The 21064-nt window shown below is 71.7% G+C and carries 20 protein-coding genes; 9 read left to right on the top strand and 11 right to left on the bottom strand.

All coding sequences use genetic code 11. The annotated features are described in order from the left end of the window. Positions 1 to 119: 119 nt before the first annotated feature. Positions 120 to 929, bottom strand: a complete 810-nt coding sequence (locus tag LDO26_RS11455) for a DODA-type extradiol aromatic ring-opening family dioxygenase (RefSeq protein ID WP_232131231.1) — start codon at positions 927 to 929, stop codon at positions 120 to 122. A gap of 236 nt (positions 930 to 1165) precedes the next feature. Beyond that, a complete protein-coding gene (locus tag LDO26_RS11450) occupies positions 1166 to 2170 on the bottom strand; it encodes a serine hydrolase domain-containing protein (RefSeq protein WP_232131230.1) in 1005 nt (334 codons plus the stop codon). A 106-nt stretch (positions 2171 to 2276) separates the two neighbouring features. On the opposite strand from LDO26_RS11450, the gene LDO26_RS11445 reads away from it, so the two are divergent. The 4 genes from LDO26_RS11445 to LDO26_RS11430 all read left to right on the top strand — a co-directional run bounded on the left by LDO26_RS11445 (position 2277) and on the right by LDO26_RS11430 (position 5996). Continuing rightward, positions 2277 to 3803 (top strand): tetratricopeptide repeat protein, encoded by a 1527-nt coding sequence (locus tag LDO26_RS11445; protein ID WP_232131229.1) that lies wholly within the window; start codon positions 2277 to 2279, stop codon positions 3801 to 3803. 90 nt (positions 3804 to 3893) lie between these two features. Continuing rightward, entirely contained in the window at positions 3894 to 4694 is an 801-nt protein-coding gene (locus LDO26_RS11440; RefSeq protein WP_232131228.1) for a DUF2884 family protein, read from the top strand. Positions 4695 to 4775: 81 nt separating this feature from the next. Beyond that, positions 4776 to 5543 carry a meso-2,3-butanediol dehydrogenase gene (gene budC, locus LDO26_RS11435; RefSeq protein WP_232131227.1) on the top strand — a complete coding sequence of 256 codons (768 nt, stop codon included), beginning with the start codon at positions 4776 to 4778 and terminating at the stop codon, positions 5541 to 5543. A 24-nt stretch (positions 5544 to 5567) separates the two neighbouring features. Further along, entirely contained in the window at positions 5568 to 5996 is a 429-nt protein-coding gene (locus tag LDO26_RS11430; RefSeq protein ID WP_232131226.1) for a Rap1a/Tai family immunity protein, read from the top strand. Positions 5997 to 6075: 79 nt separating this feature from the next. Here the strand turns inward: LDO26_RS11430 and LDO26_RS11425 are convergent, their stop codons facing one another. Both LDO26_RS11425 and LDO26_RS11420 read right to left on the bottom strand, forming a co-directional pair. Beyond that, positions 6076 to 6510, bottom strand: a complete 435-nt coding sequence (locus LDO26_RS11425) for a hypothetical protein (RefSeq protein ID WP_232131225.1) — start codon at positions 6508 to 6510, stop codon at positions 6076 to 6078. Next, entirely contained in the window at positions 6507 to 7151 is a 645-nt protein-coding gene (locus LDO26_RS11420) for a DUF5671 domain-containing protein (RefSeq protein ID WP_232131224.1), read from the bottom strand. The genes LDO26_RS11425 and LDO26_RS11420 overlap by 4 nt, the downstream gene beginning before the upstream one ends. A gap of 156 nt (positions 7152 to 7307) precedes the next feature. On the opposite strand from LDO26_RS11420, the gene dinG reads away from it, so the two are divergent. Beyond that, positions 7308 to 9467 carry an ATP-dependent DNA helicase DinG gene (gene dinG, locus LDO26_RS11415; protein WP_232131223.1) on the top strand — a complete coding sequence of 720 codons (2160 nt, stop codon included), beginning with the start codon at positions 7308 to 7310 and terminating at the stop codon, positions 9465 to 9467. 196 nt (positions 9468 to 9663) lie between these two features. Here dinG and LDO26_RS11410 read toward each other — a convergent pair whose 3' ends face one another. After that, positions 9664 to 9840, bottom strand: coding sequence for a CsbD family protein (locus tag LDO26_RS11410; protein WP_232131222.1), 177 nt, complete (start codon positions 9838 to 9840; stop codon positions 9664 to 9666). Between the two features lie 250 nt (positions 9841 to 10090). Between LDO26_RS11410 and LDO26_RS11405 the strand changes: the two genes are divergently transcribed. After that, complete coding sequence (locus LDO26_RS11405; protein WP_232131221.1) at positions 10091 to 10873, top strand: transglutaminase family protein; 783 nt, start codon at positions 10091 to 10093, stop codon at positions 10871 to 10873. Between the two features lie 142 nt (positions 10874 to 11015). Here LDO26_RS11405 and LDO26_RS11400 read toward each other — a convergent pair whose 3' ends face one another. Then, entirely contained in the window at positions 11016 to 11855 is an 840-nt protein-coding gene (locus LDO26_RS11400) for an SDR family oxidoreductase (protein ID WP_232131220.1), read from the bottom strand. Positions 11856 to 12151: 296 nt separating this feature from the next. On the opposite strand from LDO26_RS11400, the gene LDO26_RS11395 reads away from it, so the two are divergent. After that, complete coding sequence (locus tag LDO26_RS11395; protein ID WP_232131219.1) at positions 12152 to 12853, top strand: alpha/beta hydrolase family protein; 702 nt, start codon at positions 12152 to 12154, stop codon at positions 12851 to 12853. Between the two features lie 212 nt (positions 12854 to 13065). On the opposite strand, the gene LDO26_RS11390 is transcribed toward LDO26_RS11395, so the two are convergent. Together LDO26_RS11390 and LDO26_RS11385 are read right to left on the bottom strand one after the other, a co-directional pair. Continuing rightward, a complete protein-coding gene (locus LDO26_RS11390; RefSeq protein WP_232131218.1) occupies positions 13066 to 14157 on the bottom strand; it encodes a DNA glycosylase AlkZ-like family protein in 1092 nt (363 codons plus the stop codon). Between the two features lie 133 nt (positions 14158 to 14290). Then, positions 14291 to 15001 (bottom strand): outer membrane protein, encoded by a 711-nt coding sequence (locus tag LDO26_RS11385; RefSeq protein ID WP_232131217.1) that lies wholly within the window; start codon positions 14999 to 15001, stop codon positions 14291 to 14293. A 449-nt stretch (positions 15002 to 15450) separates the two neighbouring features. Here LDO26_RS11385 and LDO26_RS11380 point away from each other — a divergent pair, with 449 nt between their 5' ends. Continuing rightward, positions 15451 to 16476 (top strand): TIGR00266 family protein, encoded by a 1026-nt coding sequence (locus tag LDO26_RS11380; protein WP_232131216.1) that lies wholly within the window; start codon positions 15451 to 15453, stop codon positions 16474 to 16476. A 263-nt stretch (positions 16477 to 16739) separates the two neighbouring features. Here the strand turns inward: LDO26_RS11380 and LDO26_RS11375 are convergent, their stop codons facing one another. The 3 genes from LDO26_RS11375 to LDO26_RS11365 form a co-directional block, all read right to left on the bottom strand. Further along, a complete protein-coding gene (locus LDO26_RS11375; protein ID WP_232131215.1) occupies positions 16740 to 17573 on the bottom strand; it encodes an arylamine N-acetyltransferase family protein in 834 nt (277 codons plus the stop codon). A gap of 160 nt (positions 17574 to 17733) precedes the next feature. Beyond that, the gene (locus LDO26_RS11370; RefSeq protein WP_232131214.1) at positions 17734 to 18843 is read right to left on the bottom strand and encodes a serine hydrolase domain-containing protein; all 1110 of its coding nucleotides are present in this window, start codon (positions 18841 to 18843) and stop codon (positions 17734 to 17736) included. Between the two features lie 246 nt (positions 18844 to 19089). Then, on the bottom strand, positions 19090 to 20238 hold the full coding sequence (locus LDO26_RS11365) for an MBL fold metallo-hydrolase (RefSeq protein ID WP_232131213.1): 1149 nt from the start codon (positions 20236 to 20238) through the stop codon (positions 19090 to 19092). A gap of 79 nt (positions 20239 to 20317) precedes the next feature. Here LDO26_RS11365 and LDO26_RS11360 point away from each other — a divergent pair, with 79 nt between their 5' ends. Continuing rightward, positions 20318 to 20932, top strand: a complete 615-nt coding sequence (locus LDO26_RS11360) for a TetR/AcrR family transcriptional regulator (protein ID WP_232131212.1) — start codon at positions 20318 to 20320, stop codon at positions 20930 to 20932. The last annotated feature ends 132 nt before the right edge of the window (positions 20933 to 21064 follow it).

The following is a 21064-nucleotide window of genomic DNA, read 5'->3' as shown; positions in this document are numbered from 1 at the left end:
GCAATCGGTGATTATTGTGCATTGCAGCACCGGTGTCAGCGGTGCCGCCCGCTCGCATGCCGATCGCGGTTCATCCCGCGCGGCACGCGCACCGCGCGGGAGCCGTCCGGACTTCCTGCTCAGGCCGCGGCGGACTGCGCCTGCGCGCCATCGAAGCGATAGATGTCCATCGCCAGGAACCCCATGTCGACGCCGGCGTCGATGCGCCGCGCACCGAGCTGCGCGCCGCCGGCGGCCCCCATCGCGAAGAACAGCGGCAGCAGGTGTTCGTCGGTCGGGTGCGCGCGCGTGGCGAACGGGGCCTGCCGGCGGTAGTCGAGCAGCGCGTCGACGTCGTCGCCGGCCAGGCGCTGTTCGATCCAGCCGGTGAACGGGCGCACGTACGGCGCCTCGGCCGCGTCGGTGCCGCCGCGCCAGTCGTGCAGGTTGTGGGTGATGCTGCCCGAGCCGACCAGCAGCACGCCGTCGTCGCGCAGCGGCGCCAGCGCGCGACCCAGCGCGAACTGGTGCGCCGGTCCGCCGTCGGGCTGGATCGACAGCGGCACCACCGGGATGTCGGCATCGGGATACAGCAGGCGCAGCGGCACCCATACGCCATGGTCGAGCCCGCGCGTGGGGTCGAGCCGCGGGGCCAGGCCGGCGGCGTCGAGCAGGCCGGCCACGCGCCGAGCCAGCGCGGGATCGCCAGGCGCCGGGTACCGGATGTCGAACAGCGCCTGCGGAAAGCCGCCGAAATCATGGATCGTCTGCGGCCGCGCCGCGGCGCCGACCAGCGGGGTGCGCGCCAGCCAGTGCGCGGACGCGACCACGATCGCGCGCGGCCGCGGCAGCGCGCGCGCCAGCTCCGCCAGCCGCAGCCCGACCTGGCCCGGCGCGAGCGCGGTCATCGGCGATCCATGCGAGATGTACAGCGACGGCAGCGGGGACATGGCGGGACTCCGGGAACGAGCCGGCGACATGCCGGCCTCGACTGCGATCTTGGGCCGGACGCGCCCGGGCGGAAGACGCGCCAACGTCACGCACCGTCGCATGGGCGAAACGGTGGCGCGCGGGTCCGTGTCGCCAATGCACGTACCGCATGGGTTTCCACTTTCCGCACGTCGGGGGCGTCGCCCCGGCCTACCGGACGATGGCAGCAGGCCGGGCACGCGCCCGGGTCGCGGATTCAGCCCTGCGTCGCGATGATCTCCGCCATCAGGCCGTGCAGCCGTGCCAGATGCCCGGAGACGGCGGTGCCGGTGTGCTCGTCGGAGGTCATCGCCACGGTCAGGCCCAGCGCCGGCACGATATAGAGCATCTGTCCGCCATGCCCCCAGGCGAAGCGCACGTCGTGGCCGCCGATGCGGCGCGCGAACCAGCCGTAGCCATAGCCGTCGCCGGTGTAGACCGAGTGCGTGCGCGGCGTCCACGACTGCGCGATCCACTCGGCCGACAGCACTTGCGCACCCGAGGTCGCGCGGCCGCCATTGCGGTAGAGCTCGCCGAAGGCCAGCAGCGAACGCGGCGTCATCGCCATCTGGTTACCGCCGAAATGGATGCCCTGCGGATCGCGGTCCCAGGACGTGACCGCGAACCCCGCCTGCGGCGCCAGCCATTCGCGCGCCAGCGCCAGGGTCGGCTTGCCGCCGACGCGCACGAGGATCGCCGACAGCAGATGGGTCGAGCCGGTCGAATACAGCATGCCGCCGCCGGGCTCGTCGACGAACGGCTGCGCCAGCGCCGCGCGCACCCAGTCCGGCTGGGCCACCCAGCGTCCGTACTGGCGTCCCGACGTCGGCTGCAGGCCCGCCTGCATCGACAGCAGGTGGCCGACCGTCAGCCGGGCCATGCGCGGGTCCGGGTTGGCGGGCAGCCGGTCGGCCAGCAGCGGCGCGACCGGCTGGTCGACGCCGTCGAGCAGGCCGCGCTCGATCGCGATGCCGACCAGCGCCGATACCACCGATTTCGACGCCGACTTGATGTTCGCCGGCCGCGACGGCGAGCCGCCGTGATAGCCGCGCTCGGCCAGCAGCACGCCGTCGCGCGCGACCAGCACCGTGCGCAGTGGCGCCAGCGCCCCGGCCTCGTCGAGCACGCCGGCCAAGGCGCGCGCCTGCGCGGGACTCGCGGCCGCGGCCGCCGCAGGCGACGTCGACAGCACGCACAGCAAGGGCAGCAGCCAGCGGAACATGGCGCCACTATCGCCAGCGCCGCGCCGATCCGCAAACCCGTCCGCGCCGCGGGCTTGCGCTGCGCGCGGGCGTTGGCGATGCTTCCCCGGTCGACGGGGGATCACGATGAAGCAGGGGATGCGCCGCGCCGCGATGGCGCTCGTGTTGGGGCTTGCCGCGACCGGCGGCCATGCGGCGGCGCCGCCGAAAGAGGTGCTGCCCCCGATCAAGTCGGACCTGCAGGCCGACGCGCGCCTGCAGGGCCTGACGATCGAGCAACTGCTGGGCGAGGCCACGGCGGCGTTCGATGCCGGCGCACGCAAGGACGCGGGACGTGCACTGGACAAGTTGCTGCAGCATCCCGGGTTTTCCGCCCTCGACCCGGTGCTGCGGCACGCGATCCTGCACGAGGCGGCCGGCATCGCCATGGAGGAGGGCCAGCCCCGCCAGGCCCTCGCGCTGTCGCAGCGTGCGCTGGCACTGCGCAAGGACGAACGCGACGACTGGTACCGCATCGCGGTACTGCAGCTGCACCTGGGCGACACCGGCGACGCGGCTGCCGCGATGACCTACTTCGTCCGCCAATGGCCGGATGGCGCCGAACACCTGCCGGTCGAATTGCTGCCGGAACTGCTGCACGCGCTGCGCGGCCATCGCGAGGCACGGACCGCGCTGCTGGAAGCGCTGTTCGATGCCGGCTGGACCCGCCGGGGACTCGGCGCGGGTCCGTTCTGGGTCGACCTCGCGGCCGCACGCGTGGAAGCCGGCGACGCGGCCGGCGCGGGCGAGGCCATCGCGCGGGTACACGAGCCGGCGGCGCTGGTGCAGCTGCGCATCGACCGCCGTTTCGATGCGCTGGTCGACCGCGACGATCCGCGTTTCGATGTCGGCGCCGCGGCCGATGCCGGGATCGCGCGGCTGCAGGCGCTGATCGCGGCCGAGCCGACCCGGCTGGACCTGCGCATGGAACTGACGTACGCCCTGCTGACCGCCGGCCGCAACGACGAGGCGCTGGCCGAGGCGGACGCCGCACTGGCCGCGCTGGACGGATTCGACAGCCAGGACGACGCGATCTGGCTCCACAACAACCGTGCCCTCGCGCTGCGCCGGCTGGCGCGCCACGACGAAGCGCTGGCCGAACTGCAACGTGCCAGCGAGATGCGCGAGCAGGGCAGCATCAACGTCAGCCAGGTCCTCAACCTCGGCAACTTCCATACCAGCCTCGCACAGCCACAGGAAGCGCTGCGGGTGATCGAACCGGTCGGCCGGATGAGCGGCTACGGCCGCATGGTCCAGGCGCTGATCCAGCTGGACGCGGCGCTGCAGCTGCAGCGGCAGGCGGATGCCGATGCCGCGTTCGCGTACATCGAGGCGCAGCGCGCGGATTCGGCCCGCCACTACCTGGCCGCGCTGCTGCTGCGTGGCGACATCGAGCGCGCGGCCGCCGCGCTGCGGGACATGCTCGACGACATCGACGCCCGCGACGACGCGCTGGACTGGGTGCAGGATTACCGTCGCCCGCCGCCGTTGCCGGGCGATGTGCCGTACCGCGAGCGGCGCACGGAACTGCTGGCGCGCGACGACGTGCAGCAGGCCGTCGCGGCGGTCGGACGCATCGAGCGCCATCCCATCCACGCGCTCGGCGAGATGTAGCCGCCTCGCCGCCGCAGCGTGACTTTCCGCACGCGTCATCCGCGCCCGGCGGCGCGATGCTGGCGGCGGATTCCCGCAGGACCGCTCGCCATGACTTCCCGCTTCGCCACGCTGCCGTGCGTCCTTGCCCTGGCCGTCGCGCCGCTGCTCGCGCAGGCCGACGACACCGCGCGCCCCAGGGTGTCTTCGGACCAGTGCTCGATCTCGACGCCGTACAACGTGCTGGTCGATACCGGCGGCGTCTGGCTGTATCGCGACGAGGGCATGCCGAAGGAGGTGTTCTTCCATGACGGCACGCTCAGCGTCGACCGCCAGGTGCAGGCGGTCAGCGAGGCCGATGCCGCGCGCCTGCGGGAGATGGAGCACGGCGCGCGGCAGCTGATGCCCGCGGTCACCGGCGTGGCGCGCGAGAGCGTGGACATCACCTTCGACGCGCTGGCCGGCGTGGTCGAGGCGCTGACCGGCAGCAGGCGCAAGGCGCGGCAGATGGAACGCTTCCGCGCCGACACCCTGGCGCACGTCGACAGCACCATCGGCACCGGGCGCTGGGACCAGGACGTGTTCGGCGAAGGCTTCGAGGCACGCATCGAGGCCGCGGCCGAACGCATGGCCGGCAGCCTCGGGCGCAGCGTGCTGTGGCAGGTGTTCACCGGCCGCGCAGGCCGCATGGAAGCGCGCGCCGAGCGCATGGAGGCCGAACTCGAACGCAGGATCGAGGCGCGCAGCGTGGCGCTGGAAGCACACGCCAATGCACTGTGCGCGCAGGTCGAGACGCTCCACGCCCTGCAGCAGTCGCTCGACTACCGGCTGGACGGCGCGCCGCTGACCCTGCTGGAGGTCGCGCCGCGCGAACGCGACGGCGAAACCGCGGTGACCGCAGGGATCGACTGAGCGGCTGAGCGCGCTGCAATCACTGCCGCTCGACAGCGGCACGGCTACCGTGAGGCGCTCCCCGTTTACATGGAGCACGCCATGAAGTTCGACGACAAGGTGGTGATCGTCACCGGTGCCGGTTCCGGCATCGGCGCGGCGACCGCCCGCGCCTTCTCCGAAGCCGGCGCCAGCGTGGTGCTGGCCGACGTCGACCAGCAGGAACTCGACGACATCGCCGGCAAGCTGCCGCGGGACCGCACGCTGACCATCCGGACGGACGTGTCCCGGGCGGACGACGTGGACGCGATGGTCAAGGCCGCGGTCGACCGTTTCGGCGGCCTGGACGTGATCTTCAACAACGCCGGCATCCTCGTCGAGGGCCCGGTCGACAAGACCTCGCTCGACGACTGGAACCGTATCGTCGCGGTCAACCTGACCGGCGTGTTCCTCGGCTCGAAGGCGGCGCTACCGCACCTGCGCGAGCGCAAGGGCTGCATCGTCAACACCGCATCGGTGTCCGGCCTCGGCGGCGACCTGGAGATGGCCGCCTACGACACGGTCAAGGGCGGGGTGGCGAACCTGACCCGGGCGATGGCGATCGACCACGGCCGCGCCGGCGTGCGCGTCAACGCGGTCTGCCCCAGCCTGACCCGCACCGGCATGACCGAGGACATGCAGGACGACGAGGCGACGGTCAAGGCGTTCCTCGACCGCATCCCGCTGGGCCGCATCGGCGAGCCGGAGGACATCGCCAAGGTGGTGCTGTTCCTGGCCAGCGATTACGCCGGTTTCGTCACCGGCGTGAACCTGCCGGTCGACGGCGGCGTCACCGCGTCCAACGGACAGCCGCTGTTCGAGAATGCCTGACCGCGGCATGGCAGGCTGCCGGGCATGGACCTGTCCCTGCGCACGGCCGGCCTGGCCTTCCTGCTGACCGCCGGCTCCGCATTGGCGGCGGCCGCCGCCGGTTCCGGCCCGTGGCTGTACAGCGGCGAGGACCTGCTCGATGCGCTGCAGGGCAACGCCGCCTACACGCTGCGCGGCGATGCCGCCGGTGGCAACGCGGCCACCGTCGCTGCCGCCGACGAGCTGCGTCGCGAGATCGCATCGCGGACCGCGGCCGCCTACATCGCCGGCGTCGCCGATGCCTCGGGCAGCGATGTCTGGTGCGGCCGGGGCCGCATCCAGGCGCACGAGATCGTGGCGCGGGTGTCCGGGCACCTGCAGGCGTTGCCGGCCGCGCAGCGCCGCGGCAACGCCGCCGGGCACGTACGCGCGGTGCTGGCGTCGATGGCACCGTGCGGCGACGCGGGGCCCTGATTCGCCGGAGGGATGTCGAATCCCGGGCCGGCCTCCCGCCCGATCCGCCGGGGCCGCGCGCGGCCCGCGACGACAGAGGCTATTCGCCCGCCTGCGCTCCCGTCGCCAGCGTGCGCTCGAAGCAGGCCTCGCCGATGCCGTGCGGCCAGTCGCGCCGCATCCACGGCTCCGCCGCGCGCAGGACGTCGCTGCTGTCGGTGGCGAAGTGCGCACACAGGCGCAGGCTGCGCGGGCCGGTCACGGTGTAGCCATAGGGCGCACCGGTGACGCGGTCCGCGCGTTGCAGCTCGCCATCGTGCAGGTCGTCCAGCGTCGCCGGCAGGCTGCCGTCGCGGCGCAGGTGCTGGCCAGCGACCTGCTCGATCCGCGCCAGGTCGCGGACCCGCATGGCGTCCAGTTTCGCGTCGCGCTGCGCCGCCGGCGAGCCGGTCAGCACCAGCACCGCGGCCACCGCGGCGGCGATCACCAGCGCACCGGCAACGATCAGCCAGCGCCCGAATGCCTGCACGTTCATGCCTCGACCTCCTCGCGCCGCAGGTCGAGCAGGTAGAAGGCGAAGATGGCGCCGGCGATCGCGCCGGCCACCGCCACCTTGAGCAGGAAGCGCACGCTGAGCTCGCCGCCCAGCACGTTGTAGACCAGCGCGATCATGTCGCCGACCAGCGCGGTCGCCGCGAGGAACAGGGTCATGTAGGTCAGCCAGCGCCGCACCGGCGACAGCCGCTTGAGCGGGTTGCGCGCGATCTCCCGCGACAGCAGCCGCGCCACGAACACGAACACAGGAAACGCGATGACCACCGACGATGCGGCCCAGCGCATCGACTGGCCGATCCGCTGCACGCGGTAGTCGGGATCCGCCGGGTCGGGGAAGGTGTGGTTGATCAGGTCGAACAGCAGGCTGCCGAGCTGCCAGGCGCTGACGTAGAGGGTGGCGAACATGACCAGGTACAGGAACGCGTCGCGCGCCGACAGCGACGGCCGCGGGCGCGGCACCGGCACCACGAACGGCACCTCGGCCCAGGCGTCGAGCGCACTGCGTACCTGCTCGACCGGCCAGCCGGCGCCCGTGGCGGCGGCGGCGATCGCCTCGCGGTCCGCGCCTTTCGCCAATGCCTCGCCGACGAAGCCCTCCAGATCGCGGGTTGTCGATGCCATCGGTGCGCTCCAAATGGTGTGTGGCCCGCGAATCTAGTGCATTCCGGCCTCCGGCGCCGCGAATGCCCCGCCTTGCGCGCCCGCGGACCCATGCGCGCCAGCGCCGTTCAGCAATCCAGTCTCCGCCTGCGCGACGGCGCATGGGAAAATGCGCGCATGGGCGAACCCGAACTCCAGTCGCCGGCCGATCCGGCCGCCGCGACGCCGCGTGCGTTGACCGAAGCGCTGAAGACCGGCATCCGCGACGCGTACGCGAAGCTGCAGGCCAACACGCCCGGCTTCAGCACCCGCCGCGCGCAGAGCCAGATGATCGGCCTGGTGTCGCGCGCACTGGCGACCTCCGGCGGCATCGGCATCGCCGAGGCGCCAACCGGCGTCGGCAAGAGCCTGGCCTACCTGACCGCCGGCGTGCCGATCGCGCTGGCCACGAAGAAGAAGCTGGTCATCAGCACCGGTACTGTCGCCCTGCAGTCGCAGCTGGTCGAACGCGACATCCCCGCGTTCCTCGCCGCGACCGGGCTGGAGGCGCGGGTCGCGCTGGCCAAGGGCCGCACCCGCTACCTGTGCACGCGCAACGCCGCCGAACTGCATGGCGGCAGCAGCCAGACCGCGATGTTCGGCGACGAAGCCGGCGTCGACGAGGGCGCCGAGTACGCCGCGCAGCTGTACGACCGGCCGCTGGCGCCGCACGAGACCGAGCTCGCCGGGCGCCTGCTCGAGGCCCATGCCGACCGCATGTGGGATGGCGACCTGGACGCCGCGCCCGAGCCGGTGTCGCCCGCGCTGCGCGCGCGCATCACCACGCCCGCATCGGGCTGCGCCGGCCGGCGCTGCGGCTTCGCCCAGCAGTGCCCGGTGCTGAAGGCGCGCAACGGCGTGCGCGAGGCGCAGGTGGTGGTCACCAACCATGCGCTGCTGCTGTCGTCGCTGGCGCTGGGCGATGTCGAGAACGGCCAGCCGCTGCTGGCCGCGCCGGGCGAGATGCTGCTGGTGCTCGACGAAGGCCACCACGTCGCCAGCGTCGCGATCGACCAGGGCGCCGCGCGGCTGCCGCTGGGCGACATGGCGCGGCGGGTGTCGCGCCTGCAGGTGCTGATCGCCGGCAGCCACCGGCTGGTCGACAAGGACAAGATCGGCGGGCTGCTGCCGAACGAGGCGATCGAGCTGGCGACCCGGGTATCGAAGGCGCTCAAGGCGTTCGCGCTCGAGATCGAACGCGTGTGGACGCCCGAACCGGGCGAGCGCGAGCCGATGTGGCGCGCGGCCAACGGCCGGCTGCCCGGTGAGTGGATGCCCGCGATCGAGGCGCTCGGCGACGACACCCGCGCCCTGGTGGACTGGGTGCGCGCCGCGCAGCAGCTGGTCGCGCGCAACAAGCAGGACGACCCCACGCGCGAACGCCTGCAGCGCAGCCTGGGCATGGCGCTGGAGCTGGTCGAACAGCAGCATGCGCTGTGGTCGGGCTGGCGCCGCGAGGACCGCGACGGTCAGCCGCCGTTCGCGCGCTGGATCACCGCCACGCGCGACGGCGACCTGGTCTGCCACTGCTCGCCGGTCTCCGCGGCGCAGGTGCTGCGGCAACTGCTGTGGAAGGAGGTCGACTCGGTGGTGATGACCTCGGCGACGCTGACCGGCGGCGGCGATTTCCAGGCCTTCGCCATCGATACCGGCCTGCCCGACCACGCCGAGACTGCGTCGCTGCCGTCGCCGTTCGACCTGCGCCGGCAGGCGCAGCTGGTCGTGCCGGACTTCCCGGTGCTGCCCGACGACCGCGAGGGCCATCCGCGCGCGGTCGCCGACTACCTGGTGCGCGAACTGGACTGGAACAAGGGCAGCATGGTGCTGTTCACCTCGCGCTGGAAGATGGAGAAGGTCGCCGAACTGCTGCCGGCCTCGCGCCGCGCGCAGGTGCAGATGCAGACCGGCGGCAACAAGTCGCAGGTCGTCGCCGAACATCTCAAGCGCGTCGCCGCGAAGCAGGGCTCGGTGCTGTTCGGGCTCAACTCGTTCGGCGAGGGCCTCGACCTGCCGGGCGAGGCGTGCACGACCGTGGTCATCACCCAGGTGCCGTTCGCGGTGCCGACCGACCCGCAGACCGCAACGCTAGGCGAATGGCTGGAAGGCCGCGGCCTCAACGCCTTCAACCTGATTGCGGTGCCGCACGCGCTGCGCACGCTGACCCAGTTCGCCGGCCGGCTGATCCGCACCTCCAGCGACACCGGCCGGGTCGTGATCCTCGACGCGCGCCTGCTCAAGCGCCGTTACGGCAAGCGCATCCTCGATGCGCTGCCGCCATTCGAACGGGTCATCGGCTAGGGCCGCGGGAAGATCGCCCGCGAAACTCCGCGTCGAGCCAAGCAGGGTCTCGACCCGCCAATTGCAGTCGACATGATGGCGGGGCGAGACCCGCCCTGCGGGCTCCGCGCGACAGGCGGCCTGCGCCGCCTGTCGTTGCCGTCGCCTGGGCGGTCGAGGGCAAGTGGGTGTGCCCGCCCCCGCCACGCGCCCCGCGTCAGCGCGGGCTGCGCGCCTGGTCGGACGCCTTGCCGACCGCCTTCTGCACCTTGCCGGCTTCCTTCTGCACCTTGCCGGCCGCCTCCTTCGGCTTGTTGCCGGTCATCTTGCCGGCCAGCTCCTTCGCCGTGCCCTTGACCTGGTTCTTCGTACCTTCGCTGCGGTTCCTGTCCATTCCGGTCGCTCCGCCTGCTGGATTGCAGGGTGCAGTGGATATAGGCCTTGCGCGCCGCGCCGGCAGTGAAAAACACGCGGCGCGCGAATGCCGTATGCCGGGGGTTCACCGATGCAAAGACATCCCGCGCATTCATTGACATTGCCCAATGCGGAGCGCGGGAGCCGCCATGTCCGCATCGGCGACACCGGATGCACGCCGCGCCGGCTATCGTGGACATCGTTCTCCCCTCCCCACCCAAGGACACGCCATGCGTCTGCAGGCCGGTTGCGAACTGCTCGTCGAAGCCGAAACCGATTGTCCGGTGGTGGCGATGCTGCGGCCACGCAGCGGCGAGGCGCAGTGGCTGGCCAGCGGGGCCTACCGTTTCGATCCGCACGTGATGCCCACCGAGTACGTCGACGCGTTCGGCAACCTGTGCCAGCGCTTCGTGGTGCCGGGCGGACGCATGACCATCCGCGTGGAACTGGAGGTGGAGACCGAAGGTGCCATCGCGGTCACCGACCACGCCCCGCCGACGCCACCTGCGGCACTGCCGGACGACGTGCTGCAGTACCTGCTGCCCAGCCGCTACTGCCCATCCGACAAGACGTTCGACCAGGCGCAGGGCATCGTGGCGCAGGCAGCGCCGGGCTATGCGCAGGTGGAGGCGATCCGCCGCTGGATCCGCAGCCACATCGTCTACCGCTACGGCGAGAGCAATCCCAGTACCGACGCGATGGACACGCTGCTGCATGGTGCCGGCGTCTGCCGCGACTACGCCCACATCGGCATCATGTTCTGCCGCGCCCTGCGGATTCCCGCGCGGATGGTCGTCGGCTACCTGCACGGGCTGGAACCGATGGACCTGCACGCCTGGTTCGAGGCCTATCTCGACGGCCGCTGGTACACCTTCGATGCGACCCAGGACGCGCCGCGCGGCGGCCGCATCGTCATCGCCTACGGTCGCGACGCGGCCGACGTCGCCTTCCTCACCAACTACGGCGCGCTGCAGACACTGGACATGCAGGTATGGGTCGGGCTGAAGCCATGAGGCGCGGCGACGCGGCGGGCGGGATGCCCTGACCGTAGGTCGGCCCATGCGGCCGACGTAACGACGCCCGGGGTTCCCGATGCGTCGGGGGCGTGGCCCCGACCTACGAAAGACCCTTGAAATCCAGGGGAATCGGATGGCCCTACAGCATCGGCGTCCCGCCGGTCACCGCATAGCGGCCACCGGTCATGTAGCTGGCTTCGTCGGAGGCCAGCAGCACGTAGATCGGCGCGCACTCGGCCGGCTGGCCGGGCCGCTTGAGCGGGGTCTGGTTGCCGAAATCCTCGACCGCATCGGGCGGCAGCGTCGAGGGAATCAGCGGGGTCCAGATCGGACCCGGTGCGACCGAGTTCACGCGGATGCCCTGGTCGGCCAGCAACTGCGCCAGGCCGGCGCTGAAATTGGCGATCGCGCCCTTGGTCGCCGCGTACGGCAGCAGCGTCGGGTTGGGCTTGTCGGAATTGATCGAGCTGGTGTTGATGATCGACGCGCCCGGCGCCATGTGCGGCAGCGCGGCCTTGCACAGGTGGAACATCGCGGTCACGTTGACCTTGAACGTGTAGTCCCATTCCTCGTCGGAAATCTCGTCCAGCGATTCGCGCGACATCTGGTAGGCGGCGTTGTTGACCAGCACGTCGACGCGGCCGAAGGCCTCGACCGCCTGCCGCACGATGTCGCGGCAGTGCGCGGCCTCGGACAGGTCGCCGCGCACCAGCACGCAGCGGCGCCCGGCCTGCTCCACCCAGCGCTGCGTCTCCCGCGCATCCTCGTCCTCGCTGAGGTAGCCGACCAGCACGTCGGCCCCCTCGCGCGCGAACGCGATCGCCACCGCGCGGCCGATGCCGCTGTCGCCGCCGGTGATGACCGCCACCTTGTCGCGCAGCCGGCCATTGCCGCGATAGCTGTGCTCGCCGTGGTCGGCCGGGGGATCGAGCTTCTTCTCGACGCCGGGGACGTCCTGCTGCTGGGCTGGCTGGTGCATCGCGTTCTCCACGGTGGTTGCGTCGGGACACCGGACCATAGGCGCGGCACCGTCGCCGCCCCGTGACGCACGCTCCGTGCAACGGCTGTCCGCATGCGCGCGTCCGGCAACGTGAACCAGGTCACGGATGGCCATTGGTCCGATACCGGCGACCGTGCGCGCATGCTCGCATCGCGCCACTGGCCTTCCCCCACCTGCGTGGCCAGACCGTCGCCGGCAGCGCCGGGCATCGTGATGCCCGGCGCAGATGCCGGACCGTCACGTCAAGGCCGGCAACGGCCGAGGGAGGAAGTGCCATGCGTCTGCGTCATCCCCTGATCGCCTGTCTCGTACTCGCCGCCGCGGCGCTCGCGCCGTCCGCCTGGGCCAACTGCCGCGATGCCGTCGTGCTGGTGCACGGCAATGCCGGCAACCCGGCGCAGTTCGACAACACCTACGTCGAGCTGCGCGCACGCGGCTGGACGGATGACGAGATCCTGCGGCCCGACTGGGGCAGCAAGACCTGCGCCGCCTGCAACGACCACGCCGGCAGCGAGGAAATCCCCGTGCGCGATGCGCTGGTCGAGGCGATCGCGCGTTCGTGCACCGGCAGGATCGACGTCATCGGCCACTCGATGGGCGTGACGCTGGCGGCGAAGCAGATCGTCGACTACGGCCTGGCCGGCGATGTCGACACCTTCATCGGCATCGCCGGCGCCTGGCGGGGGCTGTGGAGCTGCGGCACCTGGCCGATGCACGTCGCCACCCCGACCTGCGGCGCGCAGGGGCTGTCGGTCAACAGCCCGCTGCTGGGCCATCTGGCGGCCAGGCCGCTCGGCCTGCGTGTGGTGTCGATCAAGTCGTGGATCGACCAGGTGGTCTGCTTCGGCGGCGTCTGCACCGTCGGCGGCGTGCACAGCTCGCAGATCCATGGCGAGAACGCCAGCCATACGGTCGCGACCGGCCATTTCGGCCTGCTGACGAACACAGCCGTGCTGCAGGTCGACCTGATCCAGTAGGTCGTCCCTGCGCGGCCGACGCATGCGGTGTCCGGGCCACGGGGCCGTCGGGGGCGTGGCCCCGACCTACGCAAAGCAGGTCCCGTAGGTCGGCCCCACGCGGCCGACGTGCGCGGTGTCCGGGTTCACGGGCCGTCGGGGGCGTAGCCCCGACCTACGCGAAGCAGGTCCCGTGGGTCGGCCCCACGCGGCCGACGGGTGGCCGCCCCTTCTCAGTCCAGCCCGAGGAACGTCCGCATCCGCGCCAGTTCGGCGTCGAGGCCGTCGCGGAAGCGGGCATCGCGCGGCGGCCTGCCGTCGACGTAGCCGAACGCATGCGTCAATGCGCCGCCCACGACGGACAGGTTGCCCCAGCCGATGACCCGCTCGCCCCACAGCAGCGGCAGCGCGTAGTAGCCCAGCTGGCGCTTCGGCGCGGGCGTATAGGCCTCGAAGCGATAACGCCATCCCCACAGCAGCTCGAAGCGCCGCCGGTCCCAGACCAGCGGGTCGAACGGCGTCAGCAACCGCACCGCGTCGTCGGGACGCCAGCGCCGGCTGTGCGGCGCCTCGTCGGCCGGCCACACCCAGTCGATGCCGCCGACGCGCGCCGCCCCCAGCCGCGACCGGGCGCGCGCCAGCGTCGCCCCGCGCGCGTCGCGCCATTGCGGCACGCCACGGCCCATGTAGCTCAGCAGCTGTCGCAGGCTCGCTTCGGGCAGCGGCGCGTACTTGCGCACCAGCAGGTCGAGCAGCGCGTCGAGGCGCGCATCGACCGCGGCAGGCTCGACCGGCGACGCATCGCCCTCGCGCACCGCGTAGACCCGGGTACCGCCCTCGCGCCGGGCCACGCGCAGCAGGCCGCGGTAATGCATGCCGTCGAGCAGCTGGGTGCTGGCGTTCGACGCGCCGCCGAACCAGTTGACGACCTTGCCGTGGGCGAAATGCGCATCGACCTCGCGCGGATGCGCGGTACCGCGCGCGGCGACGAATTCGCGCACGGCCTGCGCCTGCTTCCAGCGCGCGGGCGTCCACGCCTCGCGCGCGGTGCGCGGATGCATCAGCGCGTGGTGCGCGCGCGGCATGAAGCCGTAGTTGACGAAGAAGTCCTCTTCCAGCGCCAGCCGCGGATAGCGCCGTTCGAGATCGCCCGCCCGGTAGCCGGCGACCCGGTGGCGCAGCGTCAGGTCCTGCGCACGCGCCGGCGCCCGGATCGGATCGGCCTGCACGAAGCCCAGGCGCCCGATCGCGCGCATCAGCGTCGTCGGCCGGAACAGCGAGCGTGCGACGGCGTATCGGCGCAGATGGTCGAGCGTTGGCGGCATGCCGCAATGATGCCACCGGGCCGTGCGTCCGCGCCGCAACGAGAACGGGCGCCCCGAAGGGCGCCCGCAGCGTGTCGCATCCGTGTCGACCCTACCCCTAGGAGGTGCGGGCCGGCGAGCCGATGCGTGTCGATCAGAACGCGTATTCCGCAGTCAGGCCGAGCAGCGCGGTCGAACGCTTCGGGCCTTCGAACTTGATGCCGGTGGCCGGATCACGCAGGTCGCCCGACTTCGCGCGGAAGTAGTCGTAGTGCAGGCCGACGCTGAAGTTCTCGGTGGCGTTCCAGCCAGTGCCGATGCCGGCGTACCAGCTGTTGCGGCCGTCGTTGCCGCCGCTCTCCAGGCCCAGGTCCTGGCCGACCGAGTTGTAGTAGTCGGCGTTGTTGTCCGAGGCGCGGAAGTAGCCGCCGCGGGCGCCGATGTACCACGCCGGGTTGACGTTGACGCGCGCGTTGCCGCCGACGATCCAGCCGCGCAGGGCGTTGGTGTCCTCGCGCTGGTTCACCGCATCGTCGTTGAAGGCGTTGCGCACGACCAGGTTGCCGAGGTCGGTGTAGCCGCCTTCGATGCCGACGCCCCATGCCGGCGCGACCTTCCAGCGGTAGCCGCCGACCAGGCCGTAACCGGTCTTGCGGCCGTCGCGGCTCTCGAACACGTTGAAATCGCCGGTGCCGAAACGGCCGGCGGTGCCGCCGTCGGTGCGGCCGACGTTGCCGGCGATGAAGGCATTGCCTTCGCCGACCTGCTTGTCGGGACGATAGGTGTCGCCGCCCGTGCTCTGGGCGAAGGCGGCAGGTGCGAACAGGGTGGCCGCCAGCGCGGCGCAGATCAGGGACTTCTTCATCGGGGGACTTCCTTTCTTGTTGGTCTTGGGCATGTCGCCGATCCAGCACGACACCCTGCGGGGGAAGGCGACTGAACCGGACCCGGTTCGATCGCGCGGAGGAAGTAAACCGTTTTCAAGCTGAAGCACGATCAAACCTTCACCCCCGCTGCACGCTGCGGGTTTAACACGTGTTTAACGTTGCCGAGCGCCCGTGAGCGGATCGCGCAGATGCACGGCGCATCCAGGACACGGCCGGGGCTGCGCGCTCGTCGTCGACGCAGGCGGGCGAGGCCCAACCCGGAGGGCTGCGCCCGTGCGCGTCCGCTGCTGCGTCATTGCTCGGGCGTGGACGGACGTCCACTTCCTCGCGCTTCCTTGCCGCAAACACGCACGGGCGCGGCGCGGACTATCCGGCACTCGATGGCAGGCCCTAGACTCCGCCGCATCCCAACCTCCGATGAACCGCCATGCCCGACTGGTACCTGCACGATCCCGCACGCAACCTGCGCCAGGGCCCGCTGGACGACGACAGCGCGCGCGGCGCGGCCAGCCGCAATCCTTCGCTGCTCGCATGGCGCGAAGGGATGAGCGACTGGCTGCCGGTACGCAGCATCGCCGAGCTGGCGGGCACCACGCCCGGCCACGGCGCCGTGGTGCCGCCGCCGCTGCCGCACACCGCGCCGGCCGGCGGTGCCGACGACATCGAGTTCCAGATCCACGGCCAGGAGATGCAGTTCGTCGAGGTGGAGCTCGACCCCGGCGAAAGCGCGGTCGCCGAGGCCGGCGCGCTGATGTTCAAGGACGCCAGCGTGCGCATGGACACGCTGTTCGGCGACGGCTCACACAGCGGCCAGAGCGGCGGCTTCATGGACAAGCTGCTGTCGGCGGGCAAGCGCGTGATCACCGGCGAGAGCCTGTTCACAACGATGTTCACCCACACCGGCAGCGGCAAGGGCCGGGTCGCGTTCGCCGCGCCCTACCCCGGCACGGTGCTGGCGATGAAGCTGTCCGAACACGGCGGCCGCGTGATCTGCCAGAAGGACAGCTTCCTGGCCGGGGCGCGCGGCGTGCAGATCGGCGTGCATTTCCAGCGCCGCATCCTCACCGGCCTGTTCGGCGGCGAGGGCTTCATCATGCAGAAGCTCGAAGGCACCGGCTGGGTGTTCGTCCATGCCGGCGGTTGCGTGGTCGAGCGGGACCTCGCACCCGGCGAACGCCTCGACGTGGACACCGGCTGCGTGGTCGGTTTCCACGCCAGCGTCGACATGGACGTGCGCGCCGTCGGCGGGGTCAAGAGCATGTTCTTCGGCGGCGAGGGCGTGTTCCTCGCCACCCTGACGGGCCCCGGCAAGGTCTGGCTGCAGTCGCTGCCGTTCTCGCGCCTGGCCGGGCGCATGCTCGCCGCCGCGCCGCAGGGCGGTGGCCAGAATCGCGGCGAAGGCTCGGCGCTGGGCGGATTCGGGCGCCTGCTCGGCGGCGACAACCGGTTCTGAGCACGGCCTGCGCCGAAGCCGTGAACGTCCCGTTCGCCGGCCGGCCCGTCTCCACGATTCGGCACGGATGGCGTCACGCCCGATGCACCAGCCCGTTTCCTGCCCGTCTGCCAGCGCCAGGTCACCACCGTCGCCGGGGCCGCCTATGTGGTGCCGTGGATCGTGCGGCTGATCGTCGCCGCCATCGCGATCGTCGTGTTCGGATACTTCATCTTCCGCTGACCGCGCCGGCCGCGCGGTCGGCATCCGGCAGCGCTTCCGGCTCAGGACGCGACCGCCTCCGTCCGGATGCGACGCGCGATCGCATCGTGCAGCTGCGGGTGCGCCGGCACGCGGATGCCGAAATCCTGCTGCAGCACGTCGATCACCGACGCCACGCTGTCCAGCGTGCGCTGCCGGCGCGGCGCACCGATGCGGTGCACGGTGTAGTGGCCGTCGCGCAGGGTGCGGCGCAGGCCGGGGCCGGTACGCGCGGCGATCAACCGGTCGCGGAACGGCGAGTCGGGATGCGTGGACACGTACCAGTTGCCCACCTCGTAGTCGATCGTCGACTGCGGCTGCAGGTCGAACCGGTACAGCGCCCGCCATTGGCCGGCGACCTGCGCCCGCAGCATCCGGCTGTCGCCGTGGTCGGTGATCCGGTACGGCTCGTGCGGCGTGGCCTGCACGCTGCCGGTGTCGAGCCGCAACGGCGCGCTCGGCACCATGCCGCCGAACCCCACGTCGACCAGCCACGGCACGTCGTCCACGTGCACCAGCAGGGCCATGTGCGAGCGCGCGGTCCGTGCGTCTTCCGGTCCGCCCATCACCACCCGGCCGGTGATGCCGCGCGCGTCGAATCCCAGCCGCAGCAGCAGCGCGAGGAACAACTGGTTCAGTTCGTAGCAGTAGCCCCCGCGGCCATCGCGCAACAGCTTGCGCTCGAGCGATGGCAGGTCCAGCGGCACCGGCTCGCGCAGCAGCATCGCCAGGGTTTCGAACGGGAACGCCTGCGTGTGGCGCAGTTGCAGCGCGCGCAGCGTCTCCAGCGTCGGCGGCGGCAGGCGGGCGAACCCGAGGCGTTGCAGGTAGAGGTCATGCATCGGATCGGCTGTCATCGTGAAGGTTCCATCGCGTGCGATGGCCCGCACCCTGAGGCCTCAACCCCGGTTGAGGTCAAGTCCCGACGGCGTGCGCCTTGCCCGCATGCGCGAGAAGGGGACAGCGCCACGTGCTTCGCGAAGGAAAGGCCACCGCGCCCGATGCGGGGCGGCGGCTTCAGGTGCCCGATCCCGCCCGCCGCGACGCGTCGTCGCCCGCCCCGCAGCGCGTCAGTGCCTCCACCAGCGACTTCAGCCGGGGCATGTCCGCGCGGTCGAGCACACCCCCGGCAACCGTGTCGCCCGACGCCGGCACGTGCATCACCAGCGTGCCCCAGAAGCCGGAATGACCCAGCGCCGCGACGCCGTCCACGTCGTAGGCCAGCAGGCCGAGGCGATAGGGGCTGTCGGCCGGCAGACCCTCGACCGAGCGCATCGCTGCCAGGGTCTGCGGCCGCTCGAACACGCGCCCCTCCAGCAGCGCGGCGAAGAATGCCGCCATGTCCGCCGTGCTCGCGACCAGCCCGCCACCGCCGAACAGGTCCATGCTCGGATCCCAGTCGTGGGTGTCGATGCCCTCGAACACCTGGTGTACGCGGCCGGCCGGGCCGTCGGGTTCCATCTGCTCCCACCACGTGTGCCGCAGCCCGAGCCGGTCGAAGTCGAGCTGCGCACGGACCGCCGTCGCCAGCGGCTGCCCGGTGACCTGTTCGACCAGGGCGCCCAGCAGCACGTAGCCGGTATCGGAATACGCATAGCGCTCGCCCGGCGCGGCGACCGGATCCGTCGTGGCGACCAGATGCCGCAGCGCACGATCGCGCGACCAGCCGGCGCCACGCCTGGCCTGGATGTCGGCCAGGAACGAGGGCGTCTGCGCGTGGTCGGCAAGGCCCGCGGTATGGCTGAGCAGCTGGCGCACGCTGATGCGCTCGGGGACGTAGCCATCGGCCTGCAGCCGGTCGCGCCAGTCGTCGCGCAGCCATGACGTGACCGGTGCATCCAGGTCCAGGCGCCCCGTCTCCCACAGCCGCAGCACGGTGGCGGCCACGTAGGTCTTGGTGACGCTGGCGATGCGGAAACCCTCGTGCCCCGACAGGCCGGGATCACCGGCCGCACCGGCCAGCACCCGGGTGTCCTCGCCCTCGCGCGTCCGCAGGGTCACGACGATCGCCCCGTGCGTCGGCCCCGCCGCCGCGTGCGCGTCGAATGCATCCGCGCTGCAGCCATCGGCCGCCGCAACCCGGAACGCGGCCAGCAGCAGGACCGACGACAGGATGGTATTTCGCATGTGCGCTCCGGCGCGGGACCAGGGCGCCACACTGGACGAAACCACCACGCGGCGCACAGGCCGATGGTCACGGCGGCGCGTGACCGGCGCCACCGTCGGCGCCGGCAGGCCATCGCGGCCGGCAGGCGGCAACGCGTTTTCCGCGACTGCGCGTGGGCCATCAAGTCCGCAGGCGATGCCCCGGCGTCGCGGACAGGCCGGCGGCGTCCTGGCGCGAGCGTCGCCGGGCGGCCTGCCGCCGCTCCCTCAGTCGCGCCACCACGCTTCGGTCGGTTGCGGCGCCGACAGGTCCAGCCGCTCCCCCATGCGCGGCGTCGCCAGGTCGATGCCACGTTCGGCGCCCAGCGCGGCCACGCGTTCGAACGGGTCGTCCCAGGCATGGAACGCGAGGTCGAAGGTCCCGTTGTGCACCGGCAGCAGCCAGCGGCCGCGCAGGTCCGCATGGGCCTGCACGGTCTGCTCCGGCAGCATGTGCACGTAGGCCCAGCGCGGGTCGTAGGCACCGGTCTCGATCATGGTCACGTCGAACGGTCCGAAGCGGCGGCCGATCTCGGCGAATCCGTCGAAGTAGCCGCTGTCGCCGCTGAAGAACAGCCGCAGGCCCGGATCGCCGTCGCCTGCCGGCGGATCGATGATCGCCCACGACGTCCACAGGGTGCGGTCGCCGTCGAACAGGCCGCGGCCGGAAAAATGCTGCGCCGGGGTAGCGGTGAACTGCAGGCCGTCGATCGTCGCGCCCTGCCACCAGTCGAACTGCCGCACCTTGTCCGCCGGCACGCCCCAGGCGACCAGCCGGTCGCCGACGCCGAGCGGCGCGAGGAACACCCCGGCGCGCCCGGCCAGGCGCACGACGGTGTCGCGGTCGAGATGGTCGTAGTGGTCGTGCGACAGGATCACGCCGCGCAGCGGCGGCAGCTCGTCCAGCGCGATCGGCGGCGCGTGGAAGCGCTTCGGCCCCATCCACTGCACCGGCGACGCGCGCTCGGCGAACACCGGGTCGGTGATCCAGAATCCGCCGCGCAGCTTGAGCAGCACGGTCGAATGCCCGAGCCGGAACAGGCTGCGGTCCGGTGCCGCATCGAGATCGGCGCGCGTCAGCGGCAACACCTCCGGCGCGGTCTGCGGCACCGTGCCCGCCGGCTTGTTCCACATGAAATCCCACCAGATGCGCGCCATGCCGCCCGCCGGCATGGGCGGCCGCGGCACGGGATTGCGGAACCGTCCGTCTGCCGACTGCGGCGACGCGGGATAGTCGACGAGGGGGGCGGTGGTCCGCACGGCGGACAGGGTGCAGGTACTCACGGCGAGGGCGACTCCAAGGGCGAAGACCGACAGCAGGACGCGACGCCGGATGCGCCGGCGACGGGAAAGGCCTGGTCTGGGGAACGGGGACATACACGGCATCGGTAAAACTACACTGTGCAGTGTATTTATACCCGCGCGAGAAGTAAACCGTACGGTGTAAAATTCACTGATGCCCCCGACTTCCGCCCCCACCCGCCTGACCGACCGCAAGCGCGTCGCGATCCTCGATGCCGCCGTGGCCGAGTTCCGCGCGTCCGGCTACGAGGCGACCAGCATGGACCGCATCGCCGCCAGCGCCGGGGTGTCCAAGCGCACCGTCTACAACCATTTCCCGAGCAAGGAAGCGCTGTTCGTGCGCATCCTCGAGGACATGATGTCGCATGGCGGCGACGAGCTCGATGTCCCCTACCGCCCCGATGCCCCGCTGCGCCCACAGCTGATGACGCTGGTGCAGCGCAAGCTGCAGCTGCTGCGCGACCCGCAGTTCACCGATCTCGCCCGCGTCGCGATCGCCGCCGGCCTGCACCACCCGGCGCTCGCGCGCGAGATGATCGAAAGCCTCGACCAGCGCGAGGAAGGCCTGACGACCTGGATCCGCGCCGCTGCCGCCGACGGCAGGCTCCGGGCGCCCGATCCGGCGTTCGCCGCGATGCAACTGCACGCCCTGGTCAAGGGCTTCGCGTTCTGGCCGCAGATCGCGATGGGACAACCGCCGCTCACCGCGGCCGGGCAGGACACGGTCGCCAGCGCGGCGGTCGACATGTTCCTGGCGTACTACGGCTGAGTGCGGGCCGCGCCACTGCCCCGTGGCGGCCCGGGAACACGCCGCCATGACCCCGTGATGCCATCCGGCATCCTCGGCCTACGGCACGATCGTCGGCGGGACGGTCGCCGGCGGATCACCGGCGACCGTCGC

Origin of the sequence: Proluteimonas luteida (assembly GCF_021191695.1) — a bacterium.
In the GTDB taxonomy this organism is placed as follows: domain Bacteria; phylum Pseudomonadota; class Gammaproteobacteria; order Xanthomonadales; family Xanthomonadaceae; genus Luteimonas; species Luteimonas luteida.
Note: the sequence above shows the minus strand (reverse complement) of the source record. Positions and strands in the feature narration are given on the sequence as shown.

Bases quoted from the DNA above. Each gene is read 5' to 3' on its own strand.
- LDO26_RS11395 (WP_232131219.1), top strand. From the start codon at position 12,152: ATGCGTCTGCGTCATCCCCTGATCGCCTGTCTCGTACTCGCCGCCGCG.
- LDO26_RS11450 (WP_232131230.1), bottom strand. From the start codon at position 2,170: ATGTTCCGCTGGCTGCTGCCCTTGCTGTGCGTGCTGTCGACGTCGCCT.
- LDO26_RS11375 (WP_232131215.1), bottom strand. From the start codon at position 17,573: ATGACAGCCGATCCGATGCATGACCTCTACCTGCAACGCCTCGGGTTC.
- LDO26_RS11380 (WP_232131216.1), top strand. From the start codon at position 15,451: ATGCCCGACTGGTACCTGCACGATCCCGCACGCAACCTGCGCCAGGGC.
- LDO26_RS11455 (WP_232131231.1), bottom strand. From the start codon at position 929: ATGTCCCCGCTGCCGTCGCTGTACATCTCGCATGGATCGCCGATGACC.
- LDO26_RS11420 (WP_232131224.1), bottom strand. From the start codon at position 7,151: ATGGCATCGACAACCCGCGATCTGGAGGGCTTCGTCGGCGAGGCATTG.
- LDO26_RS11425 (WP_232131225.1), bottom strand. From the start codon at position 6,510: ATGAACGTGCAGGCATTCGGGCGCTGGCTGATCGTTGCCGGTGCGCTG.
- LDO26_RS11405 (WP_232131221.1), top strand. From the start codon at position 10,091: ATGCGTCTGCAGGCCGGTTGCGAACTGCTCGTCGAAGCCGAAACCGAT.
- LDO26_RS11410 (WP_232131222.1), bottom strand. From the start codon at position 9,840: ATGGACAGGAACCGCAGCGAAGGTACGAAGAACCAGGTCAAGGGCACG.
- LDO26_RS11430 (WP_232131226.1), top strand. From the start codon at position 5,568: ATGGACCTGTCCCTGCGCACGGCCGGCCTGGCCTTCCTGCTGACCGCC.
- LDO26_RS11365 (WP_232131213.1), bottom strand. From the start codon at position 20,238: ATGTCCCCGTTCCCCAGACCAGGCCTTTCCCGTCGCCGGCGCATCCGG.
- LDO26_RS11360 (WP_232131212.1), top strand. From the start codon at position 20,318: ATGCCCCCGACTTCCGCCCCCACCCGCCTGACCGACCGCAAGCGCGTC.
- LDO26_RS11445 (WP_232131229.1), top strand. From the start codon at position 2,277: ATGAAGCAGGGGATGCGCCGCGCCGCGATGGCGCTCGTGTTGGGGCTT.
- LDO26_RS11370 (WP_232131214.1), bottom strand. From the start codon at position 18,843: ATGCGAAATACCATCCTGTCGTCGGTCCTGCTGCTGGCCGCGTTCCGG.
- LDO26_RS11385 (WP_232131217.1), bottom strand. From the start codon at position 15,001: ATGAAGAAGTCCCTGATCTGCGCCGCGCTGGCGGCCACCCTGTTCGCA.
- dinG (WP_232131223.1), top strand. From the start codon at position 7,308: ATGGGCGAACCCGAACTCCAGTCGCCGGCCGATCCGGCCGCCGCGACG.
- budC (WP_232131227.1), top strand. From the start codon at position 4,776: ATGAAGTTCGACGACAAGGTGGTGATCGTCACCGGTGCCGGTTCCGGC.
- LDO26_RS11400 (WP_232131220.1), bottom strand. From the start codon at position 11,855: ATGCACCAGCCAGCCCAGCAGCAGGACGTCCCCGGCGTCGAGAAGAAG.
- LDO26_RS11440 (WP_232131228.1), top strand. From the start codon at position 3,894: ATGACTTCCCGCTTCGCCACGCTGCCGTGCGTCCTTGCCCTGGCCGTC.
- LDO26_RS11390 (WP_232131218.1), bottom strand. From the start codon at position 14,157: ATGCCGCCAACGCTCGACCATCTGCGCCGATACGCCGTCGCACGCTCG.